Source organism: Arthrobacter sp. D5-1, assembly GCF_017357425.1.
Lineage (GTDB): Bacteria > Actinomycetota > Actinomycetes > Actinomycetales > Micrococcaceae > Arthrobacter.
The window spans coordinates 394,307-413,666 of sequence record NZ_CP014571.1 but is presented as its reverse complement, the minus strand read 5'-3'; the positions used below and the strand labels follow the sequence as shown (position 1 = coordinate 413,666).

10 protein-coding genes are annotated in these 19,360 nt (G+C 62.9%); 2 read left to right on the top strand and 8 right to left on the bottom strand.

The window, feature by feature from the left end; genetic code table 11:
* Positions 1–46: 46 nt before the first annotated feature.
* Both AYX22_RS01985 and AYX22_RS01980 read right to left on the bottom strand, forming a co-directional pair.
* Positions 47–10,609 (bottom strand): DUF11 domain-containing protein, encoded by a 10,563-nt coding sequence (locus AYX22_RS01985; RefSeq protein WP_207595876.1) that lies wholly within the window; start codon positions 10,607–10,609, stop codon positions 47–49.
* Between the two features lie 244 nt (positions 10,610–10,853).
* Positions 10,854–12,506: a sigma-70 family RNA polymerase sigma factor gene (locus tag AYX22_RS01980; protein ID WP_207595875.1), complete on the bottom strand. Its 1,653-nt coding sequence runs from the start codon at positions 12,504–12,506 to the stop codon at positions 10,854–10,856.
* A 108-nt stretch (positions 12,507–12,614) separates the two neighbouring features.
* Between AYX22_RS01980 and AYX22_RS01975 the strand changes: the two genes are divergently transcribed.
* The gene (locus AYX22_RS01975; protein ID WP_242703481.1) at positions 12,615–13,232 is read left to right on the top strand and encodes a hypothetical protein; all 618 of its coding nucleotides are present in this window, start codon (positions 12,615–12,617) and stop codon (positions 13,230–13,232) included.
* Positions 13,233–13,235: 3 nt separating this feature from the next.
* Here AYX22_RS01975 and AYX22_RS01970 read toward each other — a convergent pair whose 3' ends face one another.
* Both AYX22_RS01970 and AYX22_RS01965 read right to left on the bottom strand, forming a co-directional pair.
* Positions 13,236–13,592: a GNAT family N-acetyltransferase gene (locus AYX22_RS01970; protein WP_207595874.1), complete on the bottom strand. Its 357-nt coding sequence runs from the start codon at positions 13,590–13,592 to the stop codon at positions 13,236–13,238.
* Positions 13,589–14,953, bottom strand: coding sequence for an acyltransferase (locus AYX22_RS01965; RefSeq protein WP_207595873.1), 1,365 nt, complete (start codon positions 14,951–14,953; stop codon positions 13,589–13,591). Before AYX22_RS01965 ends, AYX22_RS01970 begins: the two co-directional genes overlap by 4 nt.
* Before the next feature lie 159 nt (positions 14,954–15,112).
* On the opposite strand from AYX22_RS01965, the gene AYX22_RS01960 reads away from it, so the two are divergent.
* Positions 15,113–15,532, top strand: coding sequence for a VOC family protein (locus tag AYX22_RS01960; RefSeq protein WP_207595872.1), 420 nt, complete (start codon positions 15,113–15,115; stop codon positions 15,530–15,532).
* A 15-nt stretch (positions 15,533–15,547) separates the two neighbouring features.
* On the opposite strand, the gene AYX22_RS01955 is transcribed toward AYX22_RS01960, so the two are convergent.
* The 4 genes from AYX22_RS01955 to AYX22_RS01940 all read right to left on the bottom strand — a co-directional run bounded on the left by AYX22_RS01955 (position 15,548) and on the right by AYX22_RS01940 (position 19,339).
* Positions 15,548–15,940 (bottom strand): DUF1304 domain-containing protein, encoded by a 393-nt coding sequence (locus AYX22_RS01955; RefSeq protein ID WP_207595871.1) that lies wholly within the window; start codon positions 15,938–15,940, stop codon positions 15,548–15,550.
* A gap of 52 nt (positions 15,941–15,992) precedes the next feature.
* Positions 15,993–16,868, bottom strand: coding sequence for a class II fructose-bisphosphate aldolase (locus tag AYX22_RS01950; protein ID WP_207595870.1), 876 nt, complete (start codon positions 16,866–16,868; stop codon positions 15,993–15,995).
* Positions 16,868–18,334 carry a GntP family transporter gene (locus AYX22_RS01945; protein WP_207595869.1) on the bottom strand — a complete coding sequence of 489 codons (1,467 nt, stop codon included), beginning with the start codon at positions 18,332–18,334 and terminating at the stop codon, positions 16,868–16,870. The genes AYX22_RS01950 and AYX22_RS01945 overlap by 1 nt, the downstream gene beginning before the upstream one ends.
* Before the next feature lie 102 nt (positions 18,335–18,436).
* Complete coding sequence (locus tag AYX22_RS01940; RefSeq protein WP_207595868.1) at positions 18,437–19,339, bottom strand: NAD(P)-dependent oxidoreductase; 903 nt, start codon at positions 19,337–19,339, stop codon at positions 18,437–18,439.
* Positions 19,340–19,360 lie beyond the last annotated feature (21 nt).

Below are 19,360 nucleotides of genomic sequence, written 5' to 3'. Positions count from 1 at the left end.
GCGCGGCAACCGGGGTTGGGGCCCCGATTGCCGCGCACTTTTTGTCCTATGCCTCGGAACGCTTGCGGCGTCCAACGAGGAACAGGAACAGCCCCGCGCCAACTACCAGCAGGCTGATGGGCAACACAGTGAGCACAGCTCCCGTGTTGGCCAACGGACCTGAAGGCTGGCTCGGAACTACCGGCGGGAAGGTCACAACAGCACTTGCAGGTGGTGTGGTGACCGGCGGTCCCGTCGGAGGTGTGCCCGTTGCAGTCGCAGTATTAGCGACCTCACCGGCATTGATATCCGCCTGGGTGATCGCATACGTTGCTGTCGCGGTCACGGTCTCACCGGGCAGCAGGGTTCCTGCAACGCCGGGCCAGGTGTAAGCCAGAGCCGAGAGGCCCGGCATCGGATCGTTGATGGAGACGTCCGTCAACGGCACGTTCCCGGTGTTCTTCGCGGTGAACGTGTACGTGATCACGTCACCCACCTGGGTGGGGTCTCCCACGGCCGAGGCATCGGCCGTCTTGGTGAACTCCAAACCTGCCGCTGGGGTCAACGGTGTGTCCGTTTCACCCGGAGGAGGCGTCACCGGAGTACCGATGGGCGGAGTGCCGGTGGTGGTCGCCGAGTTGGCGACGTGACCGGCGTTGATGTCAGCCTGCGTGATGGCGTACGTTGCCGTCGCCGTCACCGTCTGACCGGGCAGCAACTCACCGGGGGTGCCCGGCCAGGTGTACTCGAGGGCGGACAGGCCAGCCAGCGGATCCGTGATGGACACGTCGGTGAGCTTCATGTTGCCGGTGTTCTTGGCCGTGAAGTTGTAGGTGATCACGTCACCCACCTTCGATGGACCATCCGTTGCCGGAGCCACGGCGGTCTTGCTGAAGTCCATGGCCGGAGCCGGAGTCAACGGAGTGTCCGTTTCACCCGGAGGAGGCGTTACCGGCGGACCAACGGGCGGGGTACCCGTGGTGGTTGCCGAGTTCGCCACGTGACCGGCGTCGATATCAGCCTGGGTGATGGCGTACGTTGCCGTCGCCGTCACTGTCTCACCGGGCAGCAGTGTTCCTGCAGCTCCGGGCCAGGCGTATGTCAGTGCCGAGAGGCCAGCCAGCGGATCCGTGATGGACACGTTGGTCAGGGTCACGTTGCCGGTGTTCTTGGCCGTGAAGTTGTAGGTGATCTTGTCCCCTGCAACTGTGGGGTCCTGAACAGCCGAGACGTCCGCGGACTTGGTGAACTCCATTGCCGGAGCCGGGGTCAACGGAGTATCCGTCGTTCCCGGAGGAGGCGTGACAGGAGGACCAACAGGCGGGGTACCGGTAGTGGTCGCCGAGTTGGCGACGTGACCGGCGTCGATATCAGCCACGGTGATGGCGTACGTTGCCGTAGCCGTCACGGTCTGACCGGGCAGCAGCTCGCCGGGGGTGCCCGGCCAGGTGTATGCCAGGGCAGACAGGCCTGCCAGTGGATCGCTGATGGACACGTTCTTCAGCGTCACGTTGCCGGTGTTCTTCGCCGTGAACGTGTAGGTGATCAGGTCACCTGCAACGGACGGATCCTGAACTGCCGAGGCATCAGCCGACTTAGTGAACTCCATCGCCGGCTTCGGGACCAACGGAGTATCCGTGGTTCCTGGAGGAGGCGTGACAGGAGGACCAACAGGCGGGGTGCCGGTGGTCGTGGCGCTGTTCGCGACATGACCGGCGTCGATATCTGCCTGGGTGATGGCATACGTTGCCGTAGCCGTCACCGTCTGACCGGGCAGCAACTCGCCGGGGGTGCCCGGCCAGGTGTACTCAAGGGCAGACAAGCCTGCCAGTGGATCGCTGATGGAAACGTTCTTCAGCGTGACGTTGCCCGTGTTCTTCGCAGCGAAGGTGTACGTGATGACGTCACCGGCCTTGGAAGGATCCTGGACAGCCGAGGCGTCAGCGGACTTACTGAACTCCATCGCCGGAGCCGGGGTCAACGGAGTATCCGTCGTTCCCGGAGGAGGCGTGACAGGAGGACCAACAGGCGGGGTGCCGGTGGTCGTGGCGCTGTTCGCGACATGACCCGCATCGATATCAGCCTGCGTAATGGCGTACGTTGCCGTAGCCGTCACCGTCTGACCCGGAAGCAGCTCACCCGGGGTGCCCGGCCACGTGTACGTCAGAGCCGAAAGACCAGCCAGAGGGTCGGTGATCGTGACGTTCTTCAGCGTGACGTTGCCCGTGTTCTTCGCAGCGAAGGTGTACGTGATGACGTCGCCAACCTTGGAAGGATCCTGTACGGCCGAGTCATCCGCAGACTTGCTGAACTCCATTGCCGGCTTCGGGGTCAACGGGGTGTCCGTGGTTCCCGGAGGAGGCGTTACCGGCGGACCGGTGGGCGGAGTGCCGGTGGTCGTGGCGCTGTTGGCGACATGACCGGCGTCGATGTCAGCCTGGGTGATGGCGTACGTTGCCGTAGCCGTCACCGTCTGGCCCGGAAGCAGCTCACCGGGGGTTCCCGGCCAGGTGTACTCGAGGGCGGACAGGCCAGCCAGCGGATCCGTAATGGACACGTTGGTGAGGTTGACGTTGCCGGTGTTCTTCGCCGTGAACGTGTAGGTGATCTTGTCACCTGCAACGGACGGGTCCTGAACAGCGGAAGCGTCAGCCGTCTTGGTGAACTGCATCGCCGGAGCCGGGGTCAACGGAGTATCCGTCGTTCCCGGAGGAGGCGTGACCGGAGGACCAACGGGCGGAGTGCCCGTAGTGGTCGCCGCGTTCACTACATGGCCTGCATTGATGTCAGCTTGGGTAATCGCATACGTTGCCGTAGCGGTCACCGTCTGGCCCGGAAGCAACTCGCCGGGAGTACCCGGCCAGGTGTATTCCAGTGCCGAGAGACCAGCCAAAGGATCGTCAATAGTGACGTTCTTCAGCGTGACGTTGCCGGAGTTCTTCGCCGTGAAGGTGTAAGTGATCTGGTCACCAACAACTGCAGGTTTCTGAATGGCGGAGGCATCCGAACTCTTGGTGAACTCCATCGCCGGAGCCGGGGTCAACGGAGTATCCGTCGTTCCCGGAGGAGGCGTAACAGGAGGACCAACAGGCGGAGTGCCCGTAGTGGTTGCCGAGTTGGCGACATGACCGGCGTCGATATCTGCCTGTGTAATGCCATACGATGCCGAAGCCGTCACCGTCTGGCCCGGAAGCAACTCGCCCGGAGTACCCGGCCAGGTGTAAGCAAGTGCCGAGAGACCAGCCAAAGGATCGTCAATAGTGACGTTCTTCAGCGTGACGTTGCCGGTGTTCTTGGCCGTGAAGGTGTAGACGATGCGATCGCCCACAACCGATGGGTCCTGAACACCGGAAGCGTCTGCCGTCTTGGTGAACTCCATGGCCGGAGCCGGGGTCAACGGGGTATCCGTCGTTCCCGGAGGAGGCGTCACCGGCGGACCGGTGGGCGGAGTGCCCGTGGTCGTGGCGCTGTTCGCAACATGACCGGCGTCGATATCAGCCTGCGTAATGGCGTATGTTGCCGTAGCCGTCACGGTCTGACCCGGAAGCAGCTCGCCGGGGGTTCCCGGCCAGGTGTAGCTGAGCGCGGAGAGGCCAGCCAGCGGGTCCGTGATGGACACGTTGGTGAGCTTCACGTTGCCCGTGTTCTTCGAGGTAAAGGTGTACGTCATAACGTCACCAACCTGTGAAGGATCCTGGATTGCCGAAGCATCCGCCGACTTGCTGAACTCCATAGCCGGAGCCGGGGTCAACGGAGTATCCGTCGTTCGCGGAGGAGGCGTCACAGGGGGTCCAACAGGCGGGGTGCCGGTAGTGGTTGCCGAGTTGGCGACGTGACCTGCATCGATATCAGCCTGCGTAATGGCGTACGTCGCCGTAGCCGTCACGGTCTGACCCGGAAGCAGCTCGCCGGGGGTACCCGGCCAGACGTACTCAAGGGCAGACAAGCCGGCCAGCGGGTCATTGATGACCACACCAGTGAGCTTCACATTGCCCGTGTTCTTCGAGGTAAAGGTGTACGTCATAACGTCACCCACCTTCGAAGGGTCCTGGACAGCCGAAGCGTCTGCCGTCTTGGTGAACTCCATGGCCGGAGCCGGGGTCAACGGAGTATCCGTTGTTCCCGGAGGAGGCGTCACCGGCGGACCAACAGGCGGGGTGCCGGTGGTCGTGGCGCTGTTCGCAACATGACCGGCGTCGATATCAGCCTGGGTGATCGCATACGTCGCCGTAGCCGTCACGGACTGACCCGGAAGCAACTCGCCCGGGGTACCCGGCCAGGTGTACTCAAGGGCAGACAAGCCGGCGAGCGGATCCGTAATGGATACGTTCTTCAGCGTCACGTTTCCGGTGTTCTTGGACGTGAACGTGTAGGTGATCTGGTCGCCCACATCAGACGGATCCTGGATTGCCGAGGCGTCAGCGGACTTGCTGAACTCCATCGCCGGTGCCGGGGTCAACGGAGTATCCGTTGTTCCCGGAGGAGGCGTCACCGGAGGACCGGTGGGCGGAGTACCAGTGGTCGTGGCGCTGTTCGCGACATGACCGGCGTCGATATCAGCCTGCGTGATGGCGTACGTTGCCGTAGCCGTCACGGTCTGACCCGGAAGCAGCTCGCCGGGGGTTCCCGGCCAGGTGTAGCTGAGCGCGGAGAGGCCAGCCAGCGGGTCATTAATGACCACACCAGTGAGCTTGACGTTGCCCGTGTTCTTCGAGGTGAACGTGTAGGTGATCTGATCGCCCACAACAGACGGATCCTGGATTGCGGAGGCATCAGCGGACTTGCTGAACTCCATCGCCGGAGCCGGGGTCAACGGAGTATCCGTTGTTCCCGGAGGAGGCGTCACCGGCGGACCGGTGGGCGGAGTGCCGGTGGTCGTGGCGCTGTTCGCAACATGACCGGCGTCGATGTCAGCCTGGGTGATGGCGTACGTTGCCGTAGCCGTCACGGACTGGCCCGGAAGCAGTTCGCCGGGGGTACCCGGCCAGACGTACTCAAGGGCAGACAGGCCAGCCAGGGGATCATTGATGACCACACCGGTCAGCTTGACGTTGCCGCTGTTCTTCGCCGTGAACGTGTAGGTGATCAGGTCACCTGCAACGGACGGGTTCTGGATAGCGGAGGCGTCGGCCGACTTGGTGAACTGCATCGCCGGAGCCGGGGTCAACGGAGTATCCGTCGTTCCCGGAGGAGGCGTGACAGGAGGACCAACCGGCGGAGTACCAGTGGTCGTGGCGCTGTTCGCGACATGACCGGCGTCGATATCAGCCTGGGTGATGGCGTACGTTGCCGTAGCCGTCACCGTCTGGCCGGGCAGGAGGGTTCCTGCCGCGCCGGGCCACGTGTACGTCAGAGCCGAGAGGCCAGCCAGCGGATCCGTGATGGAAACGTTGGTCAGGGTCACATTGCCGCTGTTCTTCGCCGTGAACGTGTAGGTGATCACGTCACCTACAACTGCCGGGTTCTGAATAGCGGAGGCATCCGAGGACTTGGTGAACTCCATGGCCGGGCCCGGGGTCAACGGAGTATCCGTCGTTCCCGGAGGAGGCGTGACAGGAGGACCAACCGGCGGAGTACCAGTGGTCGTGGCGCTGTTCGCGACATGACCGGCGTCGATATCAGCCTGGGTGATGGCGTACGTTGCCGTAGCCGTCACCGTCTGGCCGGGCAGGAGGGTTCCTGCCGCGCCGGGCCACGTGTACGTCAGAGCCGAAAGGCCAGCCAGCGGATCCGTAATGGACACGTTGGTCAGCGTGACGTTGCCGCTGTTCTTCGCCGTGAACGTGTAGACGATGCGATCGCCCACAACAGACGGATCCTGGACACCGGAGGCATCAGCCGATTTGCTGAATTCCATGGCCGGAGCCGGGGTCAACGGGGTATCAGTACCGGCCGGAGGAGGCGTTACAGCGGGACCGGTGGGCGGAGTGCCCACGGTGGTTGCCGTGTTCGCGACGTGGCCTGCATTGATGTCAGCCTGGGTGATGGCATACGTTGCCGTTGCAGTCACCGTCTGACCCGGAAGCAACTCGCCCGGAGTACCAGGCCAGGTGTATTCCAGCGCCGAGAGACCCGGCAGCGGGTCATTGATGACCACACCAGTGAGCTTGACGTTGCCCGTGTTCTTCGAGGTGAACGTGTAGGTGATCTGATCGCCCACAACCGACGGATCCTGGATTGCTGAAGCATCAGCCGACTTGGTGAACTCCATGGCCGGAGCCGTAGTCAGCGGAGTATCCGTCGTTCCCGGAGGAGGCGTCACCGGAGGACCAACAGGCGGGGTGCCCGTGGTGGTCGCCGCATTGGCGACATGACCGGCGTCGATATCAGCCTGGGTAATGGCGTACGTTGCCGTAGCCGTCACCGTCTGACCCGGAAGCAACTCGCCCGGAGTACCGGGCCAGGTGTAGTCCAGGGCCGAAAGACCAGCCAGCGGATCCGTGATGGACACGTTGGTGAGCTTCACGTTGCCCGTGTTCTTCGAGGTAAAGGTGTACGTCATAACGTCACCAACCTGTGAAGGATCCTGGATTGCCGAGGCATCCGCCGACTTGCTGAACTCCATTGCCGGAGCCGGGGTCAACGGAGTATCCGTCGTTCCCGGCGGAGGCGTAACAGGGGGTCCAACAGGCGGGGTGCCGGTAGTGGTTGCCGAGTTGGCGACATGACCTGCATCGATATCAGCCTGCGTGATGGCGTACGTCGCCGTAGCGGTCACCGTCTGACCTGGCAGCAACTCGCCCGGGGTACCCGGCCAGGTGTAGGTCAGAGCAGAGAGGCCAGCCAGCGGATCCGTGATGGACACGTTGGTGAGCTTCACATTGCCAGTGTTCTTGGACGTGAACGTGTAATTGATCTGGTCACCCACAACCGACGGATCCTGAATTGCCGAAGCATCAGCGGACTTGCTGAACTCCAAGGCGGGGCCAGGAGTCAGTGGAGTGTCAGTACCAGCCGGAGGCGGCGTTACCGCAGGACCGGTGGGCGGAGTACCCGTAGTGGTCGCAACGTTCGCAACGTGACCGGCGTCGATATCAGCCTGCGTAATGGCATATGTTGCCGTAGCCGTTACAGACTGACCCGGGAGCAGCTCGCCGGGGGTACCCGGCCAGGTGTAGGTAAGAGCCGAAAGACCCGCGAGCGGATCATTGATGACCACACCAGTCAGCTTCACATTGCCTGTGTTGGTGGACGTGAACGTGTAGGTGATCTGGTCACCCACGACCGACGGATCCTGAACGCCGGAAGCATCAGCTGTCTTGGTCAACTCCATGGCCGGACCAGCCGTCAACGGAGTGTCCGTACCAGCCGGAGGCGGCGTCACCGCAGGACCGGTGGGCGGAGTACCCGTAGTGGTCGCAACGTTCGCAACGTGACCGGCGTCGATATCGGCCTGGGTAATGGCGTACGTTGCCGTAGCCGTCACGGTCTGGCCCGGAAGCAGTTCACCAGGAGTGCCCGGCCAGGTGTAAACCAGAGCCGAGAGACCCGCCAGCGGGTCATCAATGACCACGCCGGTGAGCTTCACGTTGCCCGTGTTCTTGGACGTGAACGTGTAGGTGATCTGGTCACCCACGACGGACGGATCCTGGATGTCCGAAGCATCAGCCGACTTGGTGAACTCCATGGCTGGAGCCCTGGTCAGCGGAGTATCTGTGGTTCCCGGAGGAGGGGTTACCGGCGGGCCAACAGGCGGGGTGCCCGTGGTGGTCGCTGCATTGGCGACGTGACCGGCGTCGATATCAGCCTGGGTAATGGCGTACGTTGCCGTAGCCGTCACGGTCTGGCCCGGAAGCAGTTCACCAGGAGTGCCCGGCCAGGTGTAAACCAGAGCCGAGAGACCAACCAAGGGATCGTTGATGGACACGTTTGTCAGCGGAACGTTGCCGGTGTTTTTGGATGTGAACGTGTAGGTGATCTGGTCACCCACAACGGACGGATCCTGAATGGCGGACGCGTCAGCGGACTTGGTGAACTCCATGGCCGGAGTTGACGTCAGCGGAGTGTCTGTGGTGCCCGGAGGAGGAGTCACCGGAGGACCAACAGGCGGGGTGCCCGTCGTGGTTGCCGAGTTTGCCACATGACCGGCCGTGATATCAGCCTGCGTGATGGCGTACGTTGCCGTAGCCGTCACCGTCTGGCCCGGAAGCAGCTCGCCCGGAGTTCCCGGCCACGTGTAAGTCAGGGCAGACAGGCCAGCCAGCGGATCGTTGATGGATACGTTGGTCAGCGGAACGTTGCCGGTGTTCGTGGAAGTGAACGTGTAGGTGATCTGGTCACCAACAACCGACGGATCCTGAATGCCCGAAGCATCCGCGGATTTGCTGAACTCCATGGCCGGAGCCGGAGTCAGCGGGGTATCCGTACCAGCCGGAGGCGGCGTTACCGCAGGACCGGTGGGCGGAGTGCCAGTGGTAGTCGCCGTGTTGGCGACGTGGCCGGCGTTGATGTCGGCCTGCGTAATGGCGTACGTTGCCGTAGCGGTGACCGTCTGGCCGGGCAGGAGCGTTCCTGCAACACCGGGCCAGGTGTAGGTCAGGGCTGACAGGCCAGCCAGCGGATCGTTGATGGACACGTTGGTCAGGGAGACATTGCCCGTGTTCGTGGAAGTGAACGTGTAGGTGATCTGGTCACCCACAACCGACGGATCCTGGATTGCCGAGGCATCAGCGGACTTGCTGAACTCCATGGCCGGAGCCGGAGTCAGCGGGGTATCCGTACCAGCCGGAGGCGGGGTGACAGGAGGACCTGTCGGAGGATTACCCGTGGTGGTGGCAAGGTTGGCCACGTGTCCTGCATCAATGTCAGCCTGGGTGATGGCGTAGGTGGCCATAGCCGTCACAGTTTCACCGGGGAGCAAGGTGCCCGGAGTCCCTGGCCAGGTGTAGGTGAGGGCAGACAAACCATCCAAGGGGTCGTTGATGGTGACACCCGTCAGGGGTACGTTGCCCGTGTTGGTGGACGTGAACGTGTAGGTGATCTGGTCACCCACAACAGACGGATCCTGGATGTCTGAAGAGTCAGCGGACTTGGTGAATTCCAATTCCGGTGCCGGAACGGCCGTGTTGGTGAGAACACAGCTGATATCGGCGCCGGCAACAGGCACCAGGGAGTAAGCAGCATCTACTACCGCTCCGACGGGCAGTCCAGCCTGAAGACCGTTGGCGTCAACACAGGTGATTACCTTGCTGTAGCCGGACAGGTTGGTACCCGACTCCGTCAGGTAGTACGTTGCCCCGGCGTCAGCGATGTATTCGCCAGTGACACCTGTACCCGCAGTGACGGTGGAACCCGTACCGGTGGTGGTGGCGTTGGCAGTGTTGCTGACAACAGGTCCCGTAGCCGAGCCGGTGCGGATCTCAGTGGTGAACTGATCCGAATCCATCAGGCGAGTGGCATCCAGTGCCTTGCTCAGTTCGAGGCGAGGGGCCTTGACTACCAAGGTTGCGTCAGCCGGCGGGTTCAGGTTGGTGGCAATGTTGGCCGGACCGTTGACATAGGTGCCCTCGGCTGCTGCCGTGACGTCCACTTCGATGGTGCAGGAGGTCATGCCCAGGGCGAGGTCCCCGCCGGTCACCGCGATGGTGTTGCTGCCGGCAACGGCCGTGCGCACCAGGGGATTGGTTCCGGCGGCTTGTACACAGGTGCCACCAATATTGGGGGTACCGGCAACAACTACGCCGGCAGGGAGGGTATCCGTGATGAACCAGTCATTCTTGGCCATCAAATCGTCTGTGTTGGTCACCGTCAAGGTAACTTTGGACGTTCCGCCGGGGCCGATGAGGGACGGGGTGAAGGACTTATCCACCTGGGGGGTAACGTCCACGATCTGCGGAAGGTCAAAAGCGACATCGTTACCGGCACCGCTGGTGGCTTCGTTCCTCAGCTCAAGACCGAGTGAAGGGGAGGTGCCCATCGGCACCTGGTAGGCAGCAGACTGGAGCTTCTGGATCTCTATGGCGGCGCCGTTGGTGGTGTTTGATCCACAAGGATCAAGCCCGGTGCTGAGGACCTGGCGCGTGCCGTTGATCAGCAGGCTGAAGGTCTCCTTTGCGTGGGTCGAGTGGCAGTTCACCTGTGCGAAGTAGGCCGATACTGCGTAGTAGTGGCCCTCGGTCGCAGGAATAGTGTTGTCTTCAGTCCGGAACTGGACTCCGGGTGTGATGCGCCCGGTGGGGCTGTTCGTGTATTCGGACAGCACCTGGTTGGTGGAGGATTCCGCAGCTGTCTGGCCTTGGGCCAATCCAAGGGCGGCAGCCATTTGCCGGATTTGGTTCCAACCATCAGGCTGGTTGTTGGTACACCCGGCGTCAGAGGTTGGCAACGGCGTGGAGGAATTCAGTATCCAGCCATCGCACTGTCCGCCGGCCGGAGTGTAAGGGGTGTCTGCAAAGTATGTTTCATTGGCAGCCTCGGCGCCGCCGGTGTAGTTGAGGATGCTGATGGCACCGCTGGTGGCATTTTGGTTGGAGAAGTCCTCGGTGTAGACCGGCGTTCCTGGTTGGGCAACACCCGGGGACCCCGGGACTGTCGCCAAGGCCGGTGGCGCTAAGGCGCCACCCACCCCCAGCGACATGATCGCTGTGGCGACGACGGCCGCCAACAGCTTTTGTGGACGTGTGTGTTTCACGGTTCTCTCTCGCTTTTCGTTGTCACGCACGAGGCCGACCCACAGAAGCGAATCGGCGTCGAGCTAGGCTACTCGCCAGTACTCCAGTGGATGGAGGCATCTCTTCGTGACGCGAAAAAAGGTAGAGAATCCAGAAATTTTTAAAGGCCCCGGAAAGACAGGGCAAAGAAGGCAGCCGGCGCGCCGAAAGACAGAGCCGCCCGGGCTAGCCCTGGCTGCAGGCCATGGGGCTGGGTCCGAGTGCCTAGCTGAACGTATTGGTGAAGTTCTTGGTGATGACACCCTGCGCGGCAAACCGGTAATCCAACGTTCCAGACACGGCGGCAGCTGGCAGGGCAACTCCCACGGTGAATGCGAGGTCGGTACCATCCACGGAGTCGGTGCTGCACCGGATCTGGCGTTCTCCCCCAGAGACACCGACGCAGGTCCACCCCGCGGGAGCGACAGTTCTTCCAGCCAGGAACGTTGCCCCATCCGGCAGGGTGAAGTCCACTTGGCCGGCAGTCGGGCTGCCTTGTCCCTGAAGCGAGAAGTCCACTTTGAGGGTCCGTTCCGTCGGGTTCGCCCCTTGCGTAGCCGCGAACTTGGCGTCAACCGTTTGGGTAGCGGGTGCCGCAGGAGGCACACCGCCGGGTGCCGGCGTCGACGTCACCGTACCGGAGTCCACTACAACAGCCTTCCGCTGCGGGGCCGGGGCTGGTGGAATCACGACGGCGGGTGGTTCCGGCAGCAGTGCCACCGGACTGTCGGGAGAGGGATTTGCCCGTGGAGCCTCGACGGCCGGAGGTTCCACCACTTCGGGCAAGGACGCGGCCGGGAGTGGGGTCGCCGTGGCCAACGAAGTCTCCTGGGCTGGCGGGAGGTTGGAGACGGCCTCGGACGCAGTGGACTGCGACGCCGGGCTGGGCTGAAGGAACCACATGAGGGTCCCTGCCAATGCCATGACGCCCACTATCACGGTGGCCGTCAACTTCCACACGTTGCTGAGGCCACGGATACCCTGGGCAGCGACATTTCCGGGTGCAGCGGTACTCCCGGCAACACCGTTGGCCGCACCCGTAGACGTGCCACCGAAGCCGATCGCCCCTGCTGCCGCCGGAGTGAAGGTGATCCCTGTCAGCAGGGGGAAGAGGATGGAGCGCATGCCGCCCTGGATGTCATTGAGTTCAATCAGCAAGGCCGTACATTTCGCGCAGCCTTCCAGATGTGCGCCTACCTTCTCGGCGGAAGTGCGCTTCAACGCATTGCGGGCGTACTTACCCAGCTGGCTGGCATATTCGTCACAGGCCTGATCCACTGTCCGGCTGATGTGCTGCTGAAGATAAGCCTGGCGCAGACCTTCCCTGGCCCTGAGCGCCAGCGCCGAGACACCATTGGGGGTCAGGCCCACGAAGGGAGCGGCTGCTGCAGGCTTCAGACCCTCGATATCAAGGTGCCACAGAACAGCCTGCCAGCGCTCCGGCAGGGACTTGAAAGCCTTGGCCATCATGCTCGACTCAAGTTCGCTGACTACTTGATCGTTGTCCAGGACCGGAGCATCGAGGATGGCGTCATTCTCCGCCGTGGGCATCCGGCGGGCTTTGCGGTTTCTATCGTGTGCGGTACGCCTCACCACGGTGAGGAGGTAGGACCGGAAAAACTCCTTAGGTCCCTTGCCCTCCGTCAGCAGCTGAAAAATCGTGGCGAAAGACTCGGCCACCACGTCATCCGCGTCGCTCGGGTTGTCCGTTTGGGACCGGGCAACGAACTGTGCCACTTTCATGTGCCGCTGATAGAGAACGTCGAAGGCCTCCGTGGCGCCTTCACGCACCAAAGCAATGATCTGCGGATCGCTGGCAGAGGCCGTCACCGAAAGTGGTGACGCCCCATCGGCGCCGACCGCAACTACTTGATCCATAAACAATAGTGTGACACCAGAAACCGTGTGACTTGAACCGGGCGTCGCGGGCCTGTAGAGAACTCCAACTTTCGCGTCACGATCCCAACCTTGGCCGCACTAATAAACATGACCCTCCTGAACCCTGGCGCGAATCGAGGAACCATGGACGCCCGCCGCCCCCGCCCCTTCCTGAAACTGATGCGTGCTCTCCATAAGGACGGAACGCAGCAACCGAGCGCCATTGTCCGTGGATTGCCGCCGCACAGATCAGGTCCACTCACCCGCAAGAAGAATGCGGGCCGCGCCACCCTGGTCTACGGAGCGGACCGGCCGGTGGCCATTCCAGGAGATACCGTCATCTTTACGGCATGGATCATCAACCGCTCCGCAAGCCATTTGCGGGACGTGACGCTGGTACCCCGGTCCTTCACCAACGAGGGCATGGAGGTGCTGCGCTATACCTCGGAACCGGTTGAGCGCGACCTCCGGATCCGGCTGCTGGCCCCTGGGGAGTCCGTGATGCGGAGTTTTACCTATTTAGTGACCGACGCCGACCATATCCACGGGGGCAGCCTGGTCAGCGCCATGCAGGTCCATGCCAGCTGCCGCGGCCAAGTCGTTTTCGATGAAAATGACGCAATCGTCTCCCTCAGCGGCGCACGGAAAGACTGGCCCTTCCCTGCGGACAGGGCAGGCCTGCCACTGAAGAGAAGGAAGAACTCAGAGCAGCCAGTGCCCGCTTAGGCCTTATTCGTTGCCCGGTTCGCCCACGGGCTTCTCGGCGGGCCAGTCAACATCCTGCTCATAGCCTTCGTGCTTTTTCAGGTACGCGGCGATATACGGGCAATGCGGGATGATGCGCTTGCCGGACGCCACAACATCGTCCAGAGCAAAGTGCGCCAGGACTTTAGCCAGGCCCTGGCCGTTGAACCCGGGCTTGGTTTCCGTATGGATGAAATCAATGTGACCGGGCCGATCAAGGAACTGGGAAATCACGGCCAAATCGCCGTCTACGTACAGCTCATAGCGGTGGAATTTGTCGTTGCGCACCGTAGTGACGCCAGGGCGGAACGACTCTGCCAGTGAATCCGTGTACTCGGTCATGGTTCGAGATTGGCACTTAAACCCGGCTCCCGCAACGTGGGGACCTGATAGCCGCGCCGCTCATGGATCCCAACGTCGGGCGATAGCGGCAGCACCGGCGTCGGAACCCTGCCCAGCAACAGGACTGAAAGGGCAAAGCACGCCGCTCCCCCACCCAACAAGGCAAGCGTCAGGCCGTTTAACGCGGCGTCCGCAAGCGGAATCAAAACGACGACGGCGGCCGTCACCACAGCGGTACGCGAAGGACCCCGCGCGTGGCTTGCCGCCGTCGGACGGTCCTCCAACCAGCCACAAAGCCACACCACCGGCACCAGCAAGGCGACCACGGCAAGGAAAACAGGGATCCGGGCCCACCACCATTCGGGCGTGCCACCTGCGGGCTTGGGCACGTCGGTGAGCAACAACAAACCTGACATGCCCACCAGCAGCGGAAGATGCCACAGATAAACCGTCATGGACCTGCGGCCGGCTACGGCAATGACTGCCTGGATCCAGCGGACTCCCGCGAGCCATTCAATTCCGTTGCGGAGGAGCTGAAGCGTTGCGGCCTGTGAGATGCCCAACAGCAGCAAGCACAGGTTGGGCGGGTTGATATTGACCACCATGTTGCCCGGATAAACAGCCACTCCTGTGACCAGCCCCAACAACAGGTTGCTGGAGACAATGACACCCACCAACCAGGTACGGCTGCGCTGTTCCAAGAATCCATCCGCTATGAGGAAACCCAACTGCTGGACCGCACACCACACAAAGATCAGATTGGTGAACGCGAGCACGGGAAGCGCTCCTCGAAGGGAGTCAACCGTGATGATCAGCGCCACCAACATGGCGAGGGTCAGCAGTGGTGCGCGTTCGTGGAACCTGGCCAGGAGTGGAACGCTGAGCTGCGCCGTGAGATAGGCGGCCAGGAACCACAGCGGCATGGCGGCGCCGGTGGCCATGAGCTGGATGACCTGGGGGTGAACACCCAGCAGCAGCGCGACCCACAGCCCTCCCCACATGACGGCGAGCAATGCCATGGCGGGGCGGACCAGTCGGAGGAGCCGGAGATGGGCGAAGTCGAGTCCGGTACCGCCGCGGGCTCTCAGGCGCCGCCACGACTGCAAGCCCGTCACACCACCCAGCACGAAGAACAGTGGAACGATCATGAGGGCCCAGGCCACAGGTGTGAACCAGCTTTGCTCCATGAGTACGTTCTCCGTGGTGACCGTCCCGTCCTTCTGCAGAACAGGGTTGGCCATCATGCAATGCGCAGCAACCACCAGGAGCAGGCAGGTGAACCGGACAAGGTCGATCGCCGGATCCCTCTGCGCCACCGCGTCCCGGCCTGCGCGGTGGTTCGCTTCCGATTCCCGCTCCATGGCTCTCCCTTGGAACCCACGCACCTGCGTGTTGACTCCATTGTCCGCCCGTCGAAGGGGCGGAGCCAGCAGGCTGGATATGGCTGGGTATCGGCGGGTCATCCACCACTGGTTTTTGGGGTCTGGACGGGACGGCGAAACACCGGCAGGATCGAAGCCATGACTACGTCCATATTCGTGAACCTCCCCGTCAGCGACCTCGAGGCGTCCAAGGCCTTCTATACGGCCCTTGGCTACTCCATCAATCCAAACTTCACCGATGAAACCGCCGCTTGCGTGGTCTTCAGCGACACCATTTTCGCCATGCTCCTGACCCACGCCAAGTTTGCCGAGTTCACCAAGCAGCCCATCGCGGACACCCAAAACTCGACGGCGGCAATAGTCGCCATTTCGGCCGACAGCCGTGAAGAGGTGGACGCCTTGGCCACCAAGGCCCTTGACGCCGGAGGTTCCGAAACCTACGACCCCATGGACATGGGATTCATGTACAGCCGGGCGTTCCGTGACTTGGATGGGCACCACTGGGAAGTGGTCTGGATGGACGAAGCCGCAGCCCAGGACGGACCGCCGGAGTCCTAGCCGGGAGCCTGGGTCCTAGCCAAGAGTCAGCGCCAGGACACCAAGCACGACGGCGAGCAGCGGCGTGGTTCCTTGGAGGGTCGCTGCGCGGAGGTACTTCTTGCCGCTTGCGGCGAGGACCAAAGCTGCCAGAAGCATGGAACCGCAACTGCTGAAGACGAGGGTCCAGCCCACCTGCGGGGCGCCCATGGCCACTGCGACGATTCCGATCAAGGCTCCGATAGCCAGGAAGAGATTGTAGAAGCCCTGGTTGTAGGCGAGCGGTTTGGTGGTTTCCGCGTCAGCCTGGGAGGTGATGCTGAACGTTTTCCAGGTCTTGGGCTTGGTCCAGGTAATGGACTCCATGGTGAAGATGTAAACGTGGAGCAGGGCAGCTATCGACGCAAAAATCAGGGAGGCCAGGATCATGGTTTGATCCTAGCCTCCCTGTCATGCCGGTATCGGGGTGCCGCGCTGCCCGTCAGGCGCTGAGCAACTCCAGTGTGGCACCGGCGAAGGTCGCCGCAGAGACGTTCCACTTGGACAGCAGGCCTTGCAGATTCTCGCCATCGGCCCTGTGCGCTGCGGTTTCAGATTCCAGCGTGGACAGGATTCCGGTGCGCAGTTCAGTGTTGAAGTTCACCTTGCCAACCCGCAACGAAGGGGCTTTCGCGAGCTCATCGGCGGGGATGCCGGAAGCACCGTGGAGCACCAGCGGAACGTCTGTCCGTGCTGCGACGTCCTGCAGCACGTCCCAGCGGATGGTGGGCTCGCCCTTGTACTTGCCGTGCACGTTGCCCACTGCAACGGCCAGGAGCTGCGCCCCTGTTCGTTCAACGAAGTCAGCCACCTGCGCCGGGTCAGTGAGCCCCGCAACTGACGTTGCGGCGTCGTGCGCTGAATCGTCAGTACCGAACGCCCTGTCCTCGTCGCCGGCAAGGCCGCCGAGTTCTGCTTCGATCACGACGTCGGCAGCACCTAGCGCGTCCAGCGCGGCTCGGACTTCGCAGACCAGGGCGATGTTGTCCTCGTAGGGCAAGGACGAACCGTCGGCGAGCACCGCGTCAGCACCGGCGGCCACGGAATCACGAATGACCTGTAGATCCGACGCGTGGTCAAGCTGGACAGAGACGGGAACACTCGCGGAGTCAGCCAGGCCACGCAGGGCCGTGATGAGCCTCAGGCCGTTGGCAGTGGACGCAGTCTTCGGAGCGACCAGCAGGATCACGCCAAGACGGGCATCCTCAGCGGCCGCAACCACGGCAAGGGCTGTAGTGAAGTCGTAGCAGGTGAATGCCGGAACTGCGGAGCCATCGGCCAGCGCAGAGGTGACCAGGTCATCGAGTGTGGTGCGCATCAGTGGGCCAAGCCCCCTACCAGGATCCAGGCGACGTACGTCAGCGCGAAGCCGGCCAGGCCAAGGATCGTGGTGAGGACGGTCCAGGTCTTGAGGCCGTCGGACACGGTGAGGCCGTAGTAACGGACCACGGTCCAGAAGCCTGCGTCGGTGACGTGTGAGAGGCCGAGCGAGCCAAATCCGATGGCGATCACGATCACGGCGATCTGCGCGGGGGTGTAGCCGCCTTCCATCACGGCGGAGGTCAGCAAGCCGGTGGTGGTCACGATGGCGACGGTTGCAGAACCCTGCGCGGCGCGGAGGGCGAGCGAGATGATGAAGCCAAGCACGATGACCGGCAGGCCAAGGCTGTCCAGGGTATGCGACAGGGCTGCGCCGATGCCGGATGTGCGGAGCACTTCACCGAACACGCCTCCGGCTGCGACCACCATGAGGATGGAAGCAATGGGAGGGAGTGCGCCTTCGAAGATCTCGCCGGTTTCCTTGAGGGACCAATGACGGCGGACAGCGAGCAGGAAGAAGGACAGCGCAACGGCGACGAGCAGGGCGAAGAACGGGTTGCCAATGAACGCGGCCACGCCGTACCAGTAGTTGTCCTTGGGGATGGTCAGCGTGCCGACCGTGCCAAGGAGGATCTGGGCGATCGGAGCGGCGATCAGGAACATGATCAGGCCGGGACGCGGAGGAGCGATGGCGCGGGCACCCGGACCGTCGTGGCCGACGTGGACCAGGGATTCAGAACCGAACTCGTCCACCTGCTGCTTGACGCCCGGGAGCAGCTCGTACTCCTTGCGGTTCATGATGCTCGCAACCCAGTAGGACAGGAAACCGAGTGGAACACAGATGATCAGGGAGATGAGGGTAATCAGCCCAATGTCGGCGCCGAAGACACCGGCGCCGGCGACGATGCCCGGGTGCGGCGGTACGGCGACGTGGATGGACAGCATGATGCCCGCCATGGGCAGGCCGAACTTGATGGGGTGGACGTTCGCGATTTTGGCGAAGGCATAGACGATCGGGACCAGGACGATCACGCCCACCTCGAAGAACACGGGGATCGCCACAAGGAAACCCACGGCGGTCAATGCGATAGCGACGCGTTTCGCGCCAAGCTTCTCAGTGAAGTGGGTAGCCAGGGACTGCACGCCCCCGGAAACCTCGATCATGCGGCCGAGGATGGCGCCGAGGGCAATCAACAAGGCGACCTTGCCCATGGTGCTGCCAACGCCCGTGGTCACCACGGTGAAGATGTCCTTGAGCGGAATCTGGGCGGCAACACCCACCACGATGCTGACTGCCAGCAGCGCAACGAAAGCCTGGATCTTGAAGCGGATGATCAGCACCAGCAGCAAAGCGATTCCGGCTGCGGCGATGGTCAGCAGAAGGGGTGTTCCCAGTTCCACTGCGGGTTTGATGGCGGGGGCGTCGGCCGCCTGAACCATCAACGAGTTAACGAGGGGATTCATGGGGGGTGTCTCCTTTGACATACCAGTCTAGGCAAGACCGGCGGGAGGTAGCGGCGACGGCGAAGGGGGGATCGCCGTCGTCGCGGGTTCTTATGGGGGTGGTTAGGCGGTGCGCTTTGCGGGCGCGACAACCTTGATGACGGCGGAGTCGTCGGCAGCGGCGAGGCCTTGGGCCTGGCCGAGAAGGTAAAGCTGTTCAGCTGCGGCGGCAACGGGTGCTGCGAGGCCGGCGGCGCGCGTCGCTTTACCCACGATGCCCATGTCCTTGACGAAGATATCGAGGCGGCTGAGGACTTCGGCGCCGTCTTCGGAGTAGGCCTCGAGGATGCGCGGACCACGGTTGGACAGCATGAAGGAACCGGCGGCTCCGGCTTCGAGGGCGGCAAGGGTCTTCGCCTGGTCCAGGCCGAGGGCGTCGGCAAGGGCCATGGCCTCTGCAGCGGCGGCGATGTGGACGCCGCAGAGGAGCTGGTTGACGGTCTTGAGGGCTTGGCCGTCGCCGGGCTTGTCGCCCACGATGCTCAGGGTGGAGGCCAGCAGCTCGAGTGCGGGGCGCGCCTTTTCAAGGGCCTCCGGCTCGGCACCGACGACGATCAGCAGGTCGCCTTCACCGGCACGCTTCGGACCGCCGGACAGCGGAGCATCCACCAGTGCGACGCCGTACTCAGCGAGTTTGGCGACCGTGGCGGGGATGGCTTCGGTGCCAACGGTGCTGCCGAGGATCACGACGGCGCCCGGCTTCAATACCGAGGCAACTCCATTCTCACCGAACAGGACATCGTTGAGCTGCTCGCCGTTGCGCACGGCCAGGAGCAACGCGTCCGCGTCCTGGGAAGCCTCGCGGGCTGAGGCGAAGGTCTTGATGCCGGCTTCTGCGGCGAGTTCAAGGCGCGGCTCGGCAATGTCGAAGCCGTGAACCGTGAGCTCGGATGCGAGGCGGGTAGCCATGGGCAGGCCCATGGCCCCGAGACCCAGGACGGTGATGGTGTAGTTGCTGCTGGTCATGGTGTTCTCCATTGAAGTTCG

Coding starts and splice junctions, on each gene's coding strand:
- AYX22_RS01980 (WP_207595875.1), bottom strand. CDS start 12,506: ATGGATCAAGTAGTTGCGGTCGGCGCCGATGGGGCGTCACCACTTTCG.
- AYX22_RS01975 (WP_242703481.1), top strand. CDS start 12,615: ATGACCCTCCTGAACCCTGGCGCGAATCGAGGAACCATGGACGCCCGC.
- AYX22_RS01970 (WP_207595874.1), bottom strand. CDS start 13,592: ATGACCGAGTACACGGATTCACTGGCAGAGTCGTTCCGCCCTGGCGTC.
- AYX22_RS01965 (WP_207595873.1), bottom strand. CDS start 14,953: ATGGAGCGGGAATCGGAAGCGAACCACCGCGCAGGCCGGGACGCGGTG.
- AYX22_RS01960 (WP_207595872.1), top strand. CDS start 15,113: ATGACTACGTCCATATTCGTGAACCTCCCCGTCAGCGACCTCGAGGCG.
- AYX22_RS01955 (WP_207595871.1), bottom strand. CDS start 15,940: ATGATCCTGGCCTCCCTGATTTTTGCGTCGATAGCTGCCCTGCTCCAC.
- AYX22_RS01950 (WP_207595870.1), bottom strand. CDS start 16,868: ATGCGCACCACACTCGATGACCTGGTCACCTCTGCGCTGGCCGATGGC.
- AYX22_RS01945 (WP_207595869.1), bottom strand. CDS start 18,334: ATGAATCCCCTCGTTAACTCGTTGATGGTTCAGGCGGCCGACGCCCCC.
- AYX22_RS01940 (WP_207595868.1), bottom strand. CDS start 19,339: ATGACCAGCAGCAACTACACCATCACCGTCCTGGGTCTCGGGGCCATG.